At 37.9% G+C, this 16956-nt stretch carries 14 protein-coding genes; 4 read left to right on the top strand and 10 right to left on the bottom strand.

Annotation, left to right across the window (positions count from 1 at the left end; genetic code table 11):
- Positions 1-505: 505 nt before the first annotated feature.
- Positions 506-1384, bottom strand: a complete 879-nt coding sequence (locus F6K06_RS02170) for a hypothetical protein (RefSeq protein WP_124142903.1) — start codon at positions 1382-1384, stop codon at positions 506-508.
- 372 nt (positions 1385-1756) lie between these two features.
- Positions 1757-2359, bottom strand: coding sequence for a DUF1517 domain-containing protein (locus F6K06_RS02165; protein WP_124142902.1), 603 nt, complete (start codon positions 2357-2359; stop codon positions 1757-1759).
- 337 nt (positions 2360-2696) lie between these two features.
- Between F6K06_RS02165 and F6K06_RS02160 the strand changes: the two genes are divergently transcribed.
- The 3 genes from F6K06_RS02160 to F6K06_RS02150 all read left to right on the top strand — a co-directional run bounded on the left by F6K06_RS02160 (position 2697) and on the right by F6K06_RS02150 (position 8343).
- Complete coding sequence (locus tag F6K06_RS02160) at positions 2697-2876, top strand: hypothetical protein (protein WP_287288518.1); 180 nt, start codon at positions 2697-2699, stop codon at positions 2874-2876.
- A gap of 14 nt (positions 2877-2890) precedes the next feature.
- On the top strand, positions 2891-3202 hold the full coding sequence (locus F6K06_RS02155) for a transposase (RefSeq protein ID WP_287239897.1): 312 nt from the start codon (positions 2891-2893) through the stop codon (positions 3200-3202).
- Between the two features lie 1058 nt (positions 3203-4260).
- Positions 4261-8343, top strand: coding sequence for a PAS domain S-box protein (locus F6K06_RS02150; RefSeq protein ID WP_287243347.1), 4083 nt, complete (start codon positions 4261-4263; stop codon positions 8341-8343).
- Positions 8344-8533: 190 nt separating this feature from the next.
- Here the strand turns inward: F6K06_RS02150 and F6K06_RS02145 are convergent, their stop codons facing one another.
- The 3 genes from F6K06_RS02145 to rpmI form a co-directional block, all read right to left on the bottom strand.
- Entirely contained in the window at positions 8534-9064 is a 531-nt protein-coding gene (locus tag F6K06_RS02145; RefSeq protein ID WP_124154218.1) for a tetratricopeptide repeat protein, read from the bottom strand.
- A gap of 123 nt (positions 9065-9187) precedes the next feature.
- Positions 9188-9544, bottom strand: a complete 357-nt coding sequence (rplT, locus tag F6K06_RS02140; protein ID WP_124142898.1) for a 50S ribosomal protein L20 — start codon at positions 9542-9544, stop codon at positions 9188-9190.
- Between the two features lie 18 nt (positions 9545-9562).
- Positions 9563-9760, bottom strand: a complete 198-nt coding sequence (gene rpmI / locus F6K06_RS02135; protein WP_124142915.1) for a 50S ribosomal protein L35 — start codon at positions 9758-9760, stop codon at positions 9563-9565.
- A gap of 564 nt (positions 9761-10324) precedes the next feature.
- Here rpmI and scpB point away from each other — a divergent pair.
- On the top strand, positions 10325-10837 hold the full coding sequence (gene scpB / locus F6K06_RS02130) for an SMC-Scp complex subunit ScpB (RefSeq protein ID WP_124142897.1): 513 nt from the start codon (positions 10325-10327) through the stop codon (positions 10835-10837).
- 218 nt (positions 10838-11055) lie between these two features.
- Here the strand turns inward: scpB and F6K06_RS02125 are convergent, their stop codons facing one another.
- From F6K06_RS02125 to F6K06_RS02105, 5 genes are all read right to left on the bottom strand, one after another.
- On the bottom strand, positions 11056-11364 hold the full coding sequence (locus F6K06_RS02125) for a DUF5615 family PIN-like protein (RefSeq protein WP_161564299.1): 309 nt from the start codon (positions 11362-11364) through the stop codon (positions 11056-11058).
- A complete protein-coding gene (locus tag F6K06_RS02120) occupies positions 11345-11728 on the bottom strand; it encodes a DUF433 domain-containing protein (RefSeq protein ID WP_240038752.1) in 384 nt (127 codons plus the stop codon). The genes F6K06_RS02125 and F6K06_RS02120 overlap by 20 nt, the downstream gene beginning before the upstream one ends.
- Entirely contained in the window at positions 11725-11895 is a 171-nt protein-coding gene (locus F6K06_RS02115) for a type II toxin-antitoxin system HicB family antitoxin (protein WP_287243350.1), read from the bottom strand. Before F6K06_RS02115 ends, F6K06_RS02120 begins: the two co-directional genes overlap by 4 nt.
- Positions 11896-11989: 94 nt before the next feature.
- The gene (locus F6K06_RS02110; protein ID WP_287243351.1) at positions 11990-12760 is read right to left on the bottom strand and encodes an FAD-dependent oxidoreductase; all 771 of its coding nucleotides are present in this window, start codon (positions 12758-12760) and stop codon (positions 11990-11992) included.
- Between the two features lie 199 nt (positions 12761-12959).
- A complete protein-coding gene (locus tag F6K06_RS02105; RefSeq protein ID WP_287243352.1) occupies positions 12960-16949 on the bottom strand; it encodes a magnesium chelatase subunit H in 3990 nt (1329 codons plus the stop codon).
- Between the last annotated feature and the right edge of the window lie 7 nt (positions 16950-16956).

The raw sequence follows: 16956 nt of genomic DNA, 5'->3' as shown, positions 1-16956 counted from the left end.
AGGATGATTAACTCAGAAAATTTAGAAGAATCTGATGATCCGAGTCAGGGGAAATATTTTTCCCACTGTTCCCTCTTCCCTGCTGTTCTTACAGAAGAACAGTAATATCATGTCTGGATAATTAGTAGACCTCTGGTGAAAAAGATATAGATTTTTTGCAGGAGTAGGCAACAGGCAAAAGATAAGATTTTTTTAAGATATTTTTACGAAAAAGGCACGAAAAATGATTTTTTAGGGTGAATTTTTCGTATCCAAAACCTGCTCTAATTAAAAGGTTTATTTATTTTCCATCAGATGTCTAGTGATAAAAAAAACTTTCTCCTCCTCTTTCTTCCCTCCTGACTCCTGAGGAGGTCCACCTGATTCCTCCGTCGTTTATTTATAACTGTTCAACCGGACATGATATAAGTAGCTAATTAACTCGAAATTTAGGGGCGAAAAGTTGTTCGCCCCTGCTCAGATTAATTAATTGTTGTGGGTATTATTTTAGATAAATGTGATTAATTTATCGGCGTCGTCTAGATCCAAAACCACCACCGCGACGAGAGGGAGATAACCCACCACTACCAAAACTACGACGTTGTTGGCGAGGTTTTGCTTGATTGGAACGACGCAAGTCACTAGCACTAGCACCGCTTCCTGTGGAACGATTGAGATTTTGCTGCTGTCTGCGAGTGTTGTTACTTCTAGTTGAATTAGTTACACCTGTAGCACGCAATGTTTGACGATTTTTAACTGCTGCTGGTGGAGCTTGATAACGTTCTTGATATCGGTTAACAGCTTGGTCATAGCTATTACCATACCCACCATAACCAGTCATTACTCCACCTGGTTGATAAACTGGCGGTACATAATATTGAGGTCTGAACAACATATTACTAATTGCTCCACCAACTACCTGACCTGCTATTGCTCCAGCAAAAGGTGTCCAGAAGTTAGACTCCCGACGCACAATTATTGTTTCTTGTCTACCTGTTTCGGGATTTGTTTGAGTTTCAGTTACGTTATGTACATATTCAATTTTAAAGTCTGGTTTAATGTGTAAACTAGCTTGGTTGCCATTAATCTCAGCATAGTTAGTTTTGCCTTCCTGAATTTCTTCCTCAGTCAAACTTGCCATTTGCAAATCTGTCGTACTATACATCGGTGGTTTACCTGACGGAGTATTCAGCAACATTAATGTATACTCACCGTTAGCATCATTATAAGTTGCCTGTTGTACAGGATATTGCCCCTGGGTTACTTGGTTTCGGTTTTGCTTAATGGGGTTGGAGGGAATATTGGGATTTGAGTTTTGATCTGAAGTTGTGTTTGAACTGCCACAAGCGACTGTTGTCCAACACAATGTTAAACACATAAACAATACCGTCAATTTACGCAACATATTTTACGATCGCTCCTAAATAATCTAATTTTGAGTGAGTGTTACTTATTATTATACCTTTATTTTACCTTTGAGAGGGGAATAAAGAAGTCAGAAGTCAGAAGTTAACCCACCCCTAACCCCTCCTGGGAGGGGAAGTAGGGGATGCGTGAGCAACCCTCCAAAAACCCGATCGCCTTAAAAGGCGAGGTTGCGCGACCAAATTATTTTGATCAACCGAACTATCTTAAGTTTTACCGAGAAATTGTAGTCTCAAGTCTCCCCTTTTAAGGGGATAAAAAAAAGAAAATTCCGTATTTTCGTAGCCTCCTTATTGGAGAGGTACTGTTAGCGTAGCTCCTCCGGAGGAGGCTAACTGATAACTGAAATAACCTACAGGGGAATCAATTCAGGAAAATTGAGTAATAGTTGTTCATTGTCTAACTCATCCCCTAAACGTGCTGGAGAAAAATGTATTTGAATACCTCGCAGTTTTTCTTGATAATGCAGATTAATTAAGGCTTTTAATGCTACAGTCATTGCATTCATGCTAGCAAGATCGGCTTCAATATCTGGCACTTCTCCCTGAAAAGCAACTGTGAGCATTACTACTAAATTACCAGTAGGTGATAAAGTTAGAGGTTGGTCATCTGCCTCATAATCTTCATTGTCCCCAGAACTTAGGTAACGAGAGGCTGAGTCTGTAAAGAGTTCGTCAAAGAAATCTCCTGCTTCTCCTTCATCCCAGATCACATCTCCCTCATTAGAAGCAGACTGCCAATAGGTATCATACTGTAGGAGACTCTGACAGACTTCAACCAGTCTTTCTCCTGCTACTTCCAAGTTACCTTCTGATGCAACTATCTCCCTCACAGCTCGATTCAAAACACCCAATAAAGGCGTTACCTCTGAACCCGCTAAGTGAACAAATAAACGAGAGACAACAAATCGAGTTTTACCTGTAAATTTCTTGAAACTATCTTGCCAAGAACTCATAATTTACCTTCAAAAAAATCAAAAGTCAAAATTAAAAAGTCAAAAGTAATAAACGTTAATTATATCATGTTTGGATAATCAGTTATGATTAAAATTTAGTGGTTATATCAAATCTCATTAATTAGCCATAATAAAAATGTTTTTCTCTCTCATGCGTTGTTAGGAAGGATAGGTTAATCTCCCTATAGAAAATTAATCAAGCAATGGCTAAAGTAGCGAGTGTTTGACAACAAGCAATTCCACCCACCCCTCTAGCTTCCCTCCTGGGGAATGGGGGTGGGCACACCTCAAGGAGGGGAAATAAGTCCCCTAAAGTCCAAACGTCACATTACACGGTATGGAAGAAAGACTTATGGAATTTGCCAAATCTATAGACATGAAAAAACTGAAAGGATTGAAAACGCTGATTAAACCATCCTCCAAAAGTATCAGAACTCATTATCGAAAATTAGCAGAAAATCGAAAATTAGCAGAAATATGTTACCTTTATACATCTGCATCAGCTCAGTGTTTATAGATGAAACAGGTGTAATGCTTGGTTTAACAAGAACTCATGCCGGTTCAAACAAGGGAACTAGAGTATATGAAATGAAGCCATTTTATCGAGGTCAAAAAGTTACAGTAATTGGTGCAATAAGTGTTAAAGAAGTAGTAGGGTTAATGACAATAAATAATTCCATGGATAGCAAAGCATTCAAAGTATTTATTGAACATTTTTTACTGCCTGACTTATGGCCAGGAGCAGTAGTAGTTATGGATAATTTACCCGCACATAAACTAGCATCAATTGAACATAGAATTGAATCTGTAGGAGCTAAAGTCATAAATTTATCTCCATACTAACCGGATTTTAATCCCATTGAATTATGGTGGTCACAATTAAAATCTTTTTTACGGAGCTTTTCTCCAACTACAGCAAAAATGGTTGATAGAATCATCTCTGTGGCAATTAAGTCAATGAATCCTCAACATTTAAAAAACTGGTTTGCCAAGTGTTGTTACTGTGCCTCATAACAACGGAAAGCGCTGTAAGAAGAAAGAGTAGTATAAGAGAAAGTTTTTTGTTAACTAATTTGATATCATACCTCAAATCACCAACACCGCTAAATTAAATCCGGTAATCAGAGGATGGGTAACTACTACTCAACTCTAGTCAGTAAGGAGACATTTAAAAAACTAATAAATTAAATCCGGTAATCAGAGGATGGGTAACTACTACTCAACTCTAGTCAGTAAGGAGACATTTAAAAAACTAAATAGTCTTCTTTGAAGCTAGAAGCTCGGTTTTTTCCATAACGTTATTAAACGGACATAATATTATCATTTTCTTTGTGGGTTTAATACCCCACCGTCAACGGGGGTGTTCAAAATTACTTGGGGGAGCGTAGACGCGGAGCGGCCCTTCGTTGACTATCCCCATGTAATTTTCCTCCTGTCTCCTGTCTCCTGTATCCTGTCTCCTTCTTCAAAAATACTGATGTCAGTAATATTAATAAATATGGCGATCTAATCTGAGAAAAACAATTTCAACCCCAGCAAGCAAATTATAGCGATCGCTACAGAGAAGGATTTGCTTTAGAGTGCAAAGTCATTAAGCAAACCCAGAAAATAATTGCCATGGACAATATCATTATTCTGATTCCTTTTTATCATCATTTTGTCTTTTTCCTGTCAAATATTTTTACAGTTGAAACCAAAATGGTATTTAGTCTTTACCTACCTAATGACATAATCTATAGCAGTAGAGTTATTGGCTCTTATTTTTGTGAACCCCATCAAAATTAGTACGCTTTAACTATATATAAATACAGATGTCAAAAACAATGATATTAGTTATGATATTAGTGAATGTTCAACTAATCAAAATAATATAATTTCCTAATATTAGCGAGTAAAAAGTTATGAAATCTGATGTCAATAGTTTGTGCACCTGCCAAAAACAGTTAGTTGATTTACAAAATGAAAATGCTATTATTCAAGAACGTTTATATCAGTTGGAGCAAATATTAGATATTTTACCTGAAAACTTGATTTGTCAAGATTTGACGAACCAGGAAATATTTTATAGTAATCGTGCTTTTCAACAACTCAGCAATGAAAATCAAACAGAAATTTTAAAATTCAGCAGGGAGACAAACCATAGACATCCAGTAGAAAAAACTACCCAACTCAAACTAAATGATCATACAGAAGAACGCTATTTAGCTATCCATCAAATTCCTCTGCGTAATAGTCAAGGAAAAATTAGTTATTTAGTAACATTTTCTCAAGATATCACTGAATTGAAACAGGTTCAAAAGTCCCAACAGTTATTATACTCAATTATCAATAGCTTACCTCAAATGATTTTTTGGAAAGACCGCAACAGCGTTTTTTTAGGGTGCAACCGTTATGCTGCTCAAATTTGTGGTTTTTCATCACCTACAGAAATTATTGGTAAAACTGATTACGATCTCCCTTCGACCAAAGAAGAATCTGAGTGGTATCGGGAGTGCGATTTTAGAATTATGGAAACTAACACCCCAGAGTTTAATATGACAGAAACCCAACATCGTCCAGATGGTAGTCAAGCTTGGATCGATACCAACAAAATACCACTCCATGACCAAGAAGGAAATGTAATAGGTATAGTAGTATCCATCGAAGATATCACTGAGAAAAAGCACACAGCAGCACAACTACAAGAATTTACAGATCGTTGGCAACGTATTGCTGCTAGCACCCCTGGACTTTTTTATCAATATTGTCAATCTCCTACAGAACCCACAGGAAAATTTACTTTTCTGAGTGACGGTTGTGATGATATCTACGAAGTCGATCCTGAAGGGCAACTTCAGGATAATAGTATGTTGTGGGAATTAGTTCACCCCGACGATATCCCTACTGTTCAGCAGTCTGTAACTCAGGCATTCAAACTTGAAGCAATATGGCAAACAGAATATAGAATTACCACTCCTTCTGGCAAGTTCAAGTGGCTACAAGCAACTGCAATGCCATGCAAACAAAAAGATGGAAATGTCTATTGGGATGGCATTATTCTTGACACTACTGAACTAAAGAAAACTGAAGTTGCCTTGCGTCAGAGCAAAAAAAAATTAAGATATTTTTTTGAAAAGTCTCCTCTAGCTGCAATAGAATTTGATGCTGATTTTCGCGTTGTTGACTGGAATCATACTGCAGAAAAAATCTTTGGTTATAGCAAAGCAGAAGTCTTTGGTAAGTCAACCTCAGAATTTAATCTTGTTCCTCCCTCAGCTCAGGATGATGTATATCAAGTAATTCAACAGTTACTTGCAGGAACAGGAGGAACATTCAATATTAATGAAAACATAACTAAAACAGGAAAAATTATTATTTGTGAGTGGCACAATTTTGCGTTTTATGATGATGCTCATCAGCTAATTAGTCTTTTCAGTATGGCGCATGATGTCACAGAACGCCAAAAAATTCAGTCTGAATTAGTCGAACAACGACAGTTACTCAGAACTATTGTAGATACTTTGCCCCAAGCTATTTTCTGGAAAGACTGCAATAGTATTTACAAAGGTTGTAATACTACGTTTATTAGAGAAATCAATCACCAATCTTGCGAAGAAATTGTTGGCAATACAGACTATAATTTTGCCTTGAGTGAGGAGGAGGCAAGATTAGAACAACAGAGCGATCGAGAAATTATGCTATCTGGTAAACCACAAATGCACTTAGTTGAGCAAAGACAACTTCCTAATGGTGAGCAAGTTTGGCTAGATATTTGCAAAGTTCCTTTAGTTGATGAAAATGGTAGAATATTTGGTATTCTCGGTACTTATGCAGATATCACTGAACGCAAGCGAGTAGAAGAACAACTCAAACAGCAAATGATGGCAATTGAAGCAGCAATTGATGGGATTGCAATTTTAGCTGATGGAGAACATTACTCATACATAAATCATGCTCATGTGCAGATTCTCGGGTACGATAACCCAGAAGAGTTACTGGGTAAAAGTTGGCAGATTTTATATGAACAGGAACAAATAGAACGTATAAAGAAAGAGGCTTTTCCTATAATTTCTCAACAAGGTTTTTGGCGGGGAGAGTGTGTTGCTAAACGCAAAGATGGTACAAAGTTCTTCCAGGAAATTGCTTTGACAATGACAGATGTAGGACTTATTTGTATTTGTAGGGATATTAGCGATCGCAAGCAAGCAGAAGCCAAAATCAAAGAGAGTTATAACTTATTAAATGGAGTAATTAATAGTACGACAGATTTAATTTTTGCCAAAAATTTACAAGGAGAATTTCTGTTAGTTAACACTGCTTTTGCCAATAGTTTTAATAAATCAGTTGAGGATATTCTTGGCAAGGATGATACAGCTATATTGCCTCTTGAAGTTGTACGAGAAGTCAGAGATAACGATCGCCAAACTATTAATAGTGGCATTTCAAAAGATTATGAGGAAATTGTGCCCATACAAGGTCAACTCAGAATCTTCCTCACGACAAAAACACCTTTTCAAGATGCTGAAGGCAATATTATTGGTATTGTAGGTATGACAAGAGATATTACTGAACTCAAGGGTACTGAACAAAAGTTACGAGAAAAGGCTCAACGAGAACAACTTTTTAACCAAATTATCAGTCAGATACGCCAGTCTCTGGATATTGAAACTATTTTAAATACTACTCTCAATAGAGTTCGGGAGTTGATGCAAACAGATCGATGCCTTTTTTCCTGGTATTGCACTGATGCAGAAGAACCTTATTGGTATTCTAGTAATGTATCTCAAATTCCAGGTTTGCCCGATATACCAGATAAATATCCAGCTTCGATATTAGGTTCGATTAATCAAAAGGCTTTGCATTTAGAAGTTATCAAAGTAGTTGATAATGACTTAGAACCAGATCGAATCTTTAGAAAATTGCTCAAATCAATAGGAATTCAATCTTTTCTGTCTGTTCCCTTTCAAAAAACATCAGGTCAAATTGGAGCATTAGTATGTCATAATCACACTCAGATCAGCCACTGGAGTGATACAGAAATTAGTTTACTAAAAGCTGTAGTGGAACAGTTAGATATTGCCTTGACTCAAGCAGAACTATATAATCAAAGTCGCAGTAAGACAAGAGAATTAGAAACTACTCTCAAGAAACTGAAGCGGACTCAAACTCAGATGATTCAAAATGAAAAGATGTCTAGTTTGGGTCAACTTGTAGCAGGAGTAGCTCACGAAATTAATAATCCCGTCAGTTTTATTTATGGCAATCTTTCTCATGCTAAGGAATATACTCAAAATTTATTCAATTTGATCGATCTATATCAAACCCATTATCCTAACCCACATCCTGAAATTCAGGAAGAAATAGAAGCTATAGAATTAGAATTTTTGCAGGAAGATTTACCGAAACTTTTTAACTCAATGAAGGTGGGAGCTAATCGTATTGAAGATATTGTCAAATCTTTGAGAAATTTTTCACGCCTTGACGAAGCTGAACAGAAACAAGCTAACCTCCATGAAGGAATTGATAGTACTCTTACTATTTTATACAATCGCATTAATAGGCGAGATCATCTTCCTGCAATAGAGATTGTTAAAAATTATGGTAATCTTCCAGAGGTGGAATGTTATCCAGGAGAGCTTAATCAGGTATTTATTAATATTATTAGTAATGCCATTGACGCTATTGAAGAAAAAGATGCAAAGCGGACTACCGAACAAATCAAATTAGAACCAAGTCTAATTGAAATTTCCACTAAAGTTGTTGGTAAATTTGTACAAATTTGTATTCGGGATAATGGACCTGGTATTCCACCAGAAGTCAAAGAACGTCTTTTCGATCCTTTCTTTACAACTAAGGAAGTTGGTAAAGGTACTGGACTAGGATTATCTATTAGCTATGAAATTGTAGTTGAGAAACATAGCGGTAGCCTAAAATGTAATTCTAATCCTGGTAAAGGTACAGAGTTTGTGATGAAAATTCCCATGAAGCTTATACCCTTTCAATAAATTCAAAAGTCCTCACTAAAGTCAAAAGTCAAAAGTCAAAAGTCAAAAGTCAAAAGTTAGAAGTTATATGATGTCCGGTAGCATAGTTTGTGTATAAAATTAAGGTGACAATAGGAGAAAACCTTCTGCTTCCTGCCTTCTGCCTTCTACCTTCTGCCTTCTGCCTTCTGCCTTCTTCCTTCTTCCTTCTTCAAGAAGATGGTATCAAACGTTTTCTCATAGATTCTGCACGTCTTTTTGCAGTATCATTTTTTGGGTCACATTTCAATGCTGACTCATAAGCTTCTAAAGCTTGAGCAGTTAATTTTTTCTTCTCATAAACATGGCCTAAATTATTGTAAACAGTTACATAACTAGGGTCTATTTTTAATGCTTCTTTATATTGCCTAATAGCAATATCGTATTGCTCTTTAGCAAAGTAAGAAAAACCAAGAGCATTATAAATTTTAGCAAAACTTTCTGAATTTTCTGAACCTTTTAATTTCAGAGCTTTTTGTAACAATTCAGTTGCTTGAGAATACAATTTTTTTTCTAAAAATATACTGCCAAGCTGATAATATTCATCTATTGTTCCCTGTTCTTTTGTCAGTTTACTTTTCAAATTAGAAAGCTGAATTTCAGTTTTCCTTGTCTTCGCAATCTGGCGAATGACAAATATACCTGCCACAGACAATAATATCAGTAGTATTAATAGGTATAAAACTGGTAGAGTGCTATCCATAATTAATATTAATTTTTATAAGTAATAAGGCTAGATTTGAAATCTTATGGAGTGGAGTAGGAAGTAGGAAGTAACTGTCATAAAAATTCCCGGTTCCCAACTCCCTAAATCTTCTAGTTGATATTATCCTTTAGCTTGACTTGCTAATTCAACTACTTTAGCAAAAGTTTCAGGATCTAAAACTGCTAATTGGGCTAACATTTTACGGTTAATGGCAATATTAGTTTTTTTCATATTACCTATCAGTTGACTATAACTCATGCCCTGTTGACGAGCTGCAGCATTTATCCGAGTAATCCATAAACGACGGAAGTCCCGTTTGCGTTTACGGCGATCGCGATAGGCATTGCGTAACGCCTGCATAACTCGCTGGTTAGCTACTTTAAATAGTTTAGACTGTCTACCTCTAAATCCTTTAGCTAGTTTAAGAACTTTGTTACGGCGTTTACGGGCAACATTACCTCTTTTGACTCTGGTCATAAATTTCCCCCTAAAATTTTACAAATATGGAAGCATTAAACGTACATTTTCTTCATTAGTCTCATGGACAAGAGCCATTTTAGACAGACGACCCTTGCGAGTGGAGCTTTTATGTTGCAACAGATGACTCTTAAAAGCTTTACGACGCATGATTTTTCCACTGCCTGTGACTTTAAAGCGTCTAGCTGCCGCCTTGCGAGTTTTTAGTTTTGGCATGATTTGCAGTAATTTTAGACACAATGTTTTATTATAGCACAAAAATTTGTTAAAATAAAATACCTATTTTATTGGATATGTCCAGAAAAGAGGGAATAGGAAACAGGGAACAGGGATAAATAATTGATGATTTATATAGGACTTAACTTTTTTTCTTGCTCTTAAGCTTCCTGCCTCTTCCTTCTTCCTTCTTCCTGACCTTTGCTACCGGACATGATATTAGATTTGGACTTCAAGTTTGACCTAACAACAACCTTATGATAAAAAAATCAGACTAGACTACTTTGCGCTTCATTGATGAGCAAAGTTTTCTAATCACAATTACCGAAAAATTAAGGTATAAAGCCTCTCCATTCATGGAGAAAAAAGCGGTGGAGGGATGGCGAACCGCGTTTGCGGTAGCATTCCGTAAGGAAAGCTGCTCTGATCAGAGCAGGTTTTGGAGCCATATCCAATCGACCAAGAGAAGAAAAAAAATCCATCGATCCAATCCTCTTATTTATAAGAAGAGGTAATTCTAAATTCTAAATTCTAAATTCTTGAACCCCAAAGTAATGATACTAAATGTTTAGTCTTCCTAGTAAAATTGAGGCAATTTTATACCTCAAAGGACAACCCCTCTCCATTTCTGAAATTGCTGAAATTGCCAAATGTGAGCGTGGCCAAGTTAAAGATGCTTTAATCGAATTAATGTCTGAATATGCCCATCGACATACTGCCTTAGAAGTTATAGAAACAGAAAAAGGTTATAGTCTTCAACTCAAAGCAACTTTTGCTGAGTTGATAGAATCTTTGATTCAACCAGAGTTGGGAGTAGGTGCTCTGAGGACTTTAGCAGCGATCGCCCTCAAAGGAGGTATTACTCAATCAGAATTAGTAGATATTCGTGGTTCAGGAGTTTATCAGCACGTTCCAGAACTTGTTACCTTGGGGTTTGTTCGTAAACGTCGTCAAAAGGAATCTCGTTCTTATTGGTTACAAGTCACAGATAAATTTCATCAGTATTTCCAACTAGATCAACTTCCCCAACAATTATCACTTGACCTTAATTCTTTATCCCATGATGAAGAGGAATAAAATTTGGAAATACAAATAATTCTTAAGTAGGCAGAATCGTATCCACTCAATATAATAGACATCTCCTCCAAATGAGGCAGTAGGCAGCTTTGCTGTAGGCAGTAGGGAACCCACCCCTCGCCCCTCCCCCTCCCAGGAGGGGAAATAATTGATATATATAGTGTGAGAATTGATTTGATTTTTGATTTTTACCAGATGTCTAATGGGATAGGCAATAATTATAACTGCCAAGGCCAATCAAAGGGATGATAGAAGAGCGAGCATATGGGTTCAATCAATAAGGGTAGCCAAAATAAGAATATTGTATGAACGAAAACGATTATTATTAAATCAATTTGTTGCAGATTTTGTTGTGAAGTTAAGTTTTGGTCTATTGTTATAAAAGCATCAAAACTTGATGATGCTAATTTTAACAACTCTCCATTTTTTATTCCTGCCCAACCTTGTTCTGGAACTGTTATTACTTGATGATTTATAATTTCTCTTTTGAGCTTTTTAGGTAAGCATTCATCCAGCAATATTTTCATAGGTTTGTTTCAATAATGTTTCTTGAGCTAACTTTAATAGAGAAACTGCTTGTTCTTGAGTCACCGTAGGAAAATCATCAAGAAAATCTGCTATAGTTTCTCCTGCACTTAAATAATCAATAAGAGTTTTAATAGGAACGCGAGTATTTTTAAAGACTGGTATACCTGATAATATTTCTGGAGATATTTCTATTAAATTATTGTTCATAGTTTTTGCTCTTTTGTGTTTTGATTTTTGTAATCCTTTTGAGGATAGCACAAAAAGTTGTAATAAAAAAGTAGCGATCGCGAAGCGGAACGGAGTTCTATCGCCTGTTTTATCTATGTCAAGATAGACCGATTTTTTGGTGTAGGAATTTCTCATCCTAATTCTTGAGCAGTTTCTATCCATTCTTGCATAATTATTTCTACATTTTGCAGTGCTAACTGATAGGTTTCTCCATCAGCTATACAACCTGGTAATTCAGGAACTTCTGCTATAAATGCTCTTGTTTCTTGACTCCAATAAAGGATTATTTCGTAGTGTAGCATTGACTTAATTTTCTAGATGATATTTAATAATAATTGCACTAATTTATTTGACTTAATAGGTTTTTACTTGTGAGTCTTTAACTAGATATACGCTCTAACGTTCAGGAAATTCTACAAACATTCGAGTAGAAGGGCGATAGTTATAACCCCCAGAAAAAGCAATCTGTTTTAGAGGAGACAGTGGCGGATTAAAATCGATCTGTCCTAGCACTGGCAATGGTACAGTACAAAGCACAAAATCTCCATTGTACTCTAGCCCAGATTTACAAAAAACCCGAACACCTAGAGATGTTTGCTCAATGCGAGTCACCGCATCACCAAGATTAATTTTTTCAGCTAGAGCTGTAGCAAAAGCTTGTGGCAACATATCTGAACCCTTGCTAATCTTAGTAGTTTCAAATATTGGTACTTGTGATAAAGCTTTGGTTAAGTCATCACTAGAAACTAAAGTACGTTTACCATCTTTCAACCTAATGTAAAGCCCTTCTCTTGGATAAAAAGGCTTCAGTTCTAGACCAAAATGTTGAACATAGGCAAGGGTAAGATCGTGAGTTGAAGGGATTCTTGCCGCTCCTGCTTCTACAAAATGTCCTTCACTAAAATCACCGCGCAGGGTTAAAACTCTACCGCCTACTCGATCGCGTGCTTCTAACACTGTTACTTTATGACCAACTGCTGCCAGTTCGTATGCTGCTACCAGACCAGAAACCCCTGCTCCTACAACTATTACTTTTTGAGGTGGAAAACCTGATTCTAATCCTCCTGGAGTTCTTGAGTTTCTGGATTTAACTTGAGCACAGGCTTTTGTACCAACAAAGGTTAAGCCACTAAGCAATAAAAATTTACGGCGATTAAGTTTCAACATAATTAGTTACTCTAAATCAATAACAATTATTTGATGTCAAATACTGATAAATACCTCAAATGTAGAAAAATTTTCTAAATTTTTGTAGTAGTCAAAAAACTAGAGCGGGCAAATATTTACCCACCCTACTAAATCAATTGATAATTAATAATTAGAGATACTTCTCATTATCGATTATCAATTATCCATTATCCATTAATTACTCTATCCCTTCAATTCTATCCTCCACTTGCTGATACAACTCCCTCAACTTATCCAAATTACTCTCACTCGTCTCCCAATAACCACGTCCGTTCACTTCCAACAATGTCGTCACCATTTTCCGGAACGAATGCGGATTCAAATTCAACAACCGCTGCTGCATCTGCTCATCTTTAATAAAGGTCTCATTCACATCCTCATAAACCCAATTATCCACGGCACCGGCAGTTGCACTCCATCCCATGGTATTCACGAGACGCTTTGACAACTCCCGCACTCCTTCATAACCATGAGACAACATTCCCTCATACCATTTCGGATTCAACATTTTTGTCCGCGCATCCAAACGTACTGTCTCTGACAAAGACCGCACCTGAGCATTCGCTGTCGTTGTATCCGCAATATAAGAAGATGGTTTTTTCCCATCATCCCGGAGAGTCGCTACAATTTTTGTCGGGTCAGAATCAAAATAGTGACTCACATCGGTCAAACTAATTTCCGATGAATCTAAATTTTGGAATGTTGCGTCCGCAGTTTTCAACGCTGACTCAAATACTTTCCGGTTATCTTCCATCATTCCTGGGTTATCAGAATTAAACGCAAACGACTTGCGCTTCAAATACATTTCCTGTAATTCCGACTCATCTTCCCAGGTACTATTCTCTACTGCCAAATTAACATTCGCAGCATAGGAACCCGAAGCATTAGAAAATACCCGCGTTGCAGCTTGACGTAAATTTACTCCTAAATCTTCCGCTTGCTTCAGAGCGTGCTTCCGGACAAAGTTCATCTCTTCCGGTTCGTCTGCTTCCGCTGCCATTTTCACAGCTTTATCCAAAAGGTTCATTTGATTGATAAATAAATCTCGGAATACACCGGAACAGTTAATCACGACATCAACGCGCGGACGACCTAATTCCTCCAATGGAATTAATTCCAACTTATTCACCCTACCCAAAGCATCAGGTACAGGTTTCACACCTACCATCCACATTACCTGAGCGAGAGATTCACCGTAAGTCTTGATATTGTCAGTTCCCCACAACACAACAGCGATAGTTTCTGGATATTGCCCACCATTTTCTTGCATCTGTCGCGCCAATAAACGGTCAACCACAATTTTTGCCGACTTAACCGCAGCAGCAGTAGGAATAGACTGGGGGTCGAGGGCGTGCATATTCTTACCAGTAGGCAAAACATCGGGGTTCCGAATAGGGTCGCCACCAGGTCCGGGTAAAATATATTCCCCTTCCAACGCTCGTAACAGGGAACCCAACTCATTATCAGCACAAACCTGCTCAAGGCAAAATTCCAAATATTCAAACAGAGGTTTAATAAGTTCCGCATCAACATCCGGAAAACCTGCTGTTTCCAAAGCTTCTATCCAAGGTGCTTTTTTCCTCATGTTGAAGAAATTGAGTTTGCTAACCATGGAAACTCGACCTTCAGCATCGGTTTGTTGTTTCACTAATGCAGCAACAGCAGCACGAGTCGCTTCCGTAATACTCTGAACTAACTCCACATCTGCCAAAATACCTTTATTATTGTTTTGGTAAAGTTCCTCAATATCTCGGTTGAGACTATTAGCAATAATTCGAGGTAAACCAGTTATCTCTTCCTCTTCTCTGTCTAAACTAGCAATATTTACCAAAGTAGCGATCGCCTCTTCAGCACTAGGAGGTTTACCAATAATGTGCAAACCACAAGGCAACAACCGAGACTCAATTTCCATCAGTCTGCGATAAACATCCCCAACAATTTTATCCCGTTCCTCAGCAGTCAACTCCTGAGCATCTTTTTCTGGCAGCGTCACATCCTGGTCTAAATTCACTATCCGACACTTATCCATAATAGTGTTGACAATGGGAATACCTCGTCCGCTATCCTTCAAAGTTTGATAGGAACCGATCAACTCGTTCAACTCCTGCAAACCCTTATATAAACCAGCATTTTCCGCAGGGGGAGTCAAGTAAGAAATAGTCTCAGCATAACTCCGACGTTTAGCAATAGTCGCCTCACTAGGATTATTCGCTGCATAATAATAGATATTGGGAATACTACCAATCAGATTATCAGGATAACAATCTCCAGACATTCCAATTTGCTTACCAGGCATAAATTCGAGAGAACCGTGAGTACCAAAATGCAGCACCGCATCAGCTTTCCAAATTTGTTCTAAATAAGTATAGTAAGCAGCAAAACCATGATGGGGACTAGCGGAACGAGAGAACAACAACCGCATCGGGTCGCCTTCATAACCAAATGTTGGTTGTACTCCAATAAAAACGTTGCCGAAACTCTTACCGTAGATTAATAAATTTTCGCCATCGCTATTCAGGTTTCCTGGAGGGGGTCCCCAATTTTCATGTAAACGTTCGGAATATGGTGTCAAACTTTCATATTCTGCAACTGACATCCGGTGAGCAATATTCAACTCCGGACTTTGATACTGAGCAGTCGCATCATGGATGACTTGCTTCATCAACTCTTCTGCGGAGTCTGGCAAATCTTGAATATCGTAACCGTTACCTTTGAGTGCTTTGACAACTTCATAGATAGAACCAAATACATCTAAATATGCAGCAGTACCAACATTTCCTTTATCTGGTGGGAAACTGAAAATAGTAATAGCAACTTTTTTATTCAGTTTAGGTTTACGTCTAAGAGTTGCCCACTTGAGAGCACGTTGAGCAACAGCTTCGATGCGGTCTTGGAGAGCGATCGCTTTTCCGGTCGCCCCATCCCGTCCAGACATAATAATAGGTTCGATCGCTCCGTCAAGTTCAGGAATAGCTATTTGCAAAGCTACTTGTATGGGGTGCAAACCAAGTTCGCTTTCTTCCCATTCTTCCGTAGTTTGGAAAACCAGAGGCAAAGCTACCATATATGGTCGGTTCAACCGTTTCAAAGATTCGATCGCCTTCGGATGGTCTTGTCTAGCAGGTCCCCCCACCAGTGCAAAACCTGTCAAAGAAATAACTGTATCTACTAATGGTGTGGGTTCAACTCCTTTAGCAGCAACTTCCCAGAAATAAGCATCGACTGGTTTAGAAAAATCTAACCCTCCAGCAAATACAGGCACAACTCGCGCTCCCATTGCCTCCAACTCTTGCAACATCGCAACATAGTGAGCATCATCTCCCGTAACTAAGTGAGTACGCTGCAATACTAAACCAACACAGGGAGCGAGGGGGTCTTTCAAATCTTCAGAAATGTCTTGGCGCTGGTTGTACCAGTTGAGATACTCTTTAACATCCTCAAACATTTTTGGTGCGAGGGGATGCCAGATACCCATGTCTGGATAAACTACTGGATCAACATATTGGAGAGAGCTGTTTTTCTTATCTTTAAAAACATATTTATCTGCCAACATCAGTAGGAAATTTTCCAGGTTTTCCGACGAACCCCCTAACCAATATTGGAAACTAAGCATAAAGTTTCTAGCATCCTGCGCCTTATCAATAGGCATATACTTCAACACTTTCGGCAGAGTTTGCAACAACTTCAGCATTCCATCTTGGAAAGAAGAACCAGATTTTTCCTTCCGCTTCCGCATGAACTGAGCGATCGCGCTTTTGCTCTGACCTAGTTGTGCCATTGAGAAACTTCCCATTTTATTCAGGCGCATCACTTGAGGCATGGAAGGGAATACAACAGCAGCGTCCAGCTTATCTCGGTGGGGGGTAACAGCCTCCACTACTTTTTCGGCCAGGTCTTCAATGAAAATTAGGGAAGCGATAAAGATGTTAGCTTCAGAAACTTCTTTTTTAAAGTTTTCGTAATTTTGTGGGTCTCTTAATTCTTCTATTAAATAGCCACTAATTTCAATGGCCAAATTAGGACTTTTTTCGTTGATAGAGCGCACCGCTGCTGAGAGAGAACTCTGATATTGTGCTTCTAGAACGATATATACAACTTTTAAGAGCGATCGCCCTTTCAAGTCTTCTGGGACAATGTGGCGAACGGCGGGTTTAACAGATGTGAACATTAAGTAT

Source organism: Okeania sp. SIO1H4 (assembly GCF_010672695.1).
Classification (GTDB): domain Bacteria; phylum Cyanobacteriota; class Cyanobacteriia; order Cyanobacteriales; family Microcoleaceae; genus Okeania; species Okeania hirsuta.
The sequence above is the reverse complement of the archived record's forward strand: the minus strand, read 5'-3'. Positions and strand labels throughout refer to the sequence as shown.

Bases quoted from the DNA above. Each gene is read 5' to 3' on its own strand.
- F6K06_RS02115 (WP_287243350.1), bottom strand. From the start codon at position 11,895: ATGCTACACTACGAAATAATCCTTTATTGGAGTCAAGAAACAAGAGCA.
- rpmI (WP_124142915.1), bottom strand. From the start codon at position 9,760: ATGCCAAAACTAAAAACTCGCAAGGCGGCAGCTAGACGCTTTAAAGTC.
- F6K06_RS02105 (WP_287243352.1), bottom strand. From the start codon at position 16,949: ATGTTCACATCTGTTAAACCCGCCGTTCGCCACATTGTCCCAGAAGAC.
- scpB (WP_124142897.1), top strand. From the start codon at position 10,325: ATGTTTAGTCTTCCTAGTAAAATTGAGGCAATTTTATACCTCAAAGGA.
- F6K06_RS02165 (WP_124142902.1), bottom strand. From the start codon at position 2,359: ATGAGTTCTTGGCAAGATAGTTTCAAGAAATTTACAGGTAAAACTCGA.
- rplT (WP_124142898.1), bottom strand. From the start codon at position 9,544: ATGACCAGAGTCAAAAGAGGTAATGTTGCCCGTAAACGCCGTAACAAA.
- F6K06_RS02145 (WP_124154218.1), bottom strand. From the start codon at position 9,064: ATGGATAGCACTCTACCAGTTTTATACCTATTAATACTACTGATATTA.
- F6K06_RS02110 (WP_287243351.1), bottom strand. From the start codon at position 12,760: ATGTTGAAACTTAATCGCCGTAAATTTTTATTGCTTAGTGGCTTAACC.
- F6K06_RS02125 (WP_161564299.1), bottom strand. From the start codon at position 11,364: ATGAAAATATTGCTGGATGAATGCTTACCTAAAAAGCTCAAAAGAGAA.
- F6K06_RS02150 (WP_287243347.1), top strand. From the start codon at position 4,261: ATGAAATCTGATGTCAATAGTTTGTGCACCTGCCAAAAACAGTTAGTT.
- F6K06_RS02170 (WP_124142903.1), bottom strand. From the start codon at position 1,384: ATGTTGCGTAAATTGACGGTATTGTTTATGTGTTTAACATTGTGTTGG.
- F6K06_RS02160 (WP_287288518.1), top strand. From the start codon at position 2,697: ATGGAAGAAAGACTTATGGAATTTGCCAAATCTATAGACATGAAAAAA.
- F6K06_RS02155 (WP_287239897.1), top strand. From the start codon at position 2,891: ATGCTTGGTTTAACAAGAACTCATGCCGGTTCAAACAAGGGAACTAGA.
- F6K06_RS02120 (WP_240038752.1), bottom strand. From the start codon at position 11,728: ATGAGAAATTCCTACACCAAAAAATCGGTCTATCTTGACATAGATAAA.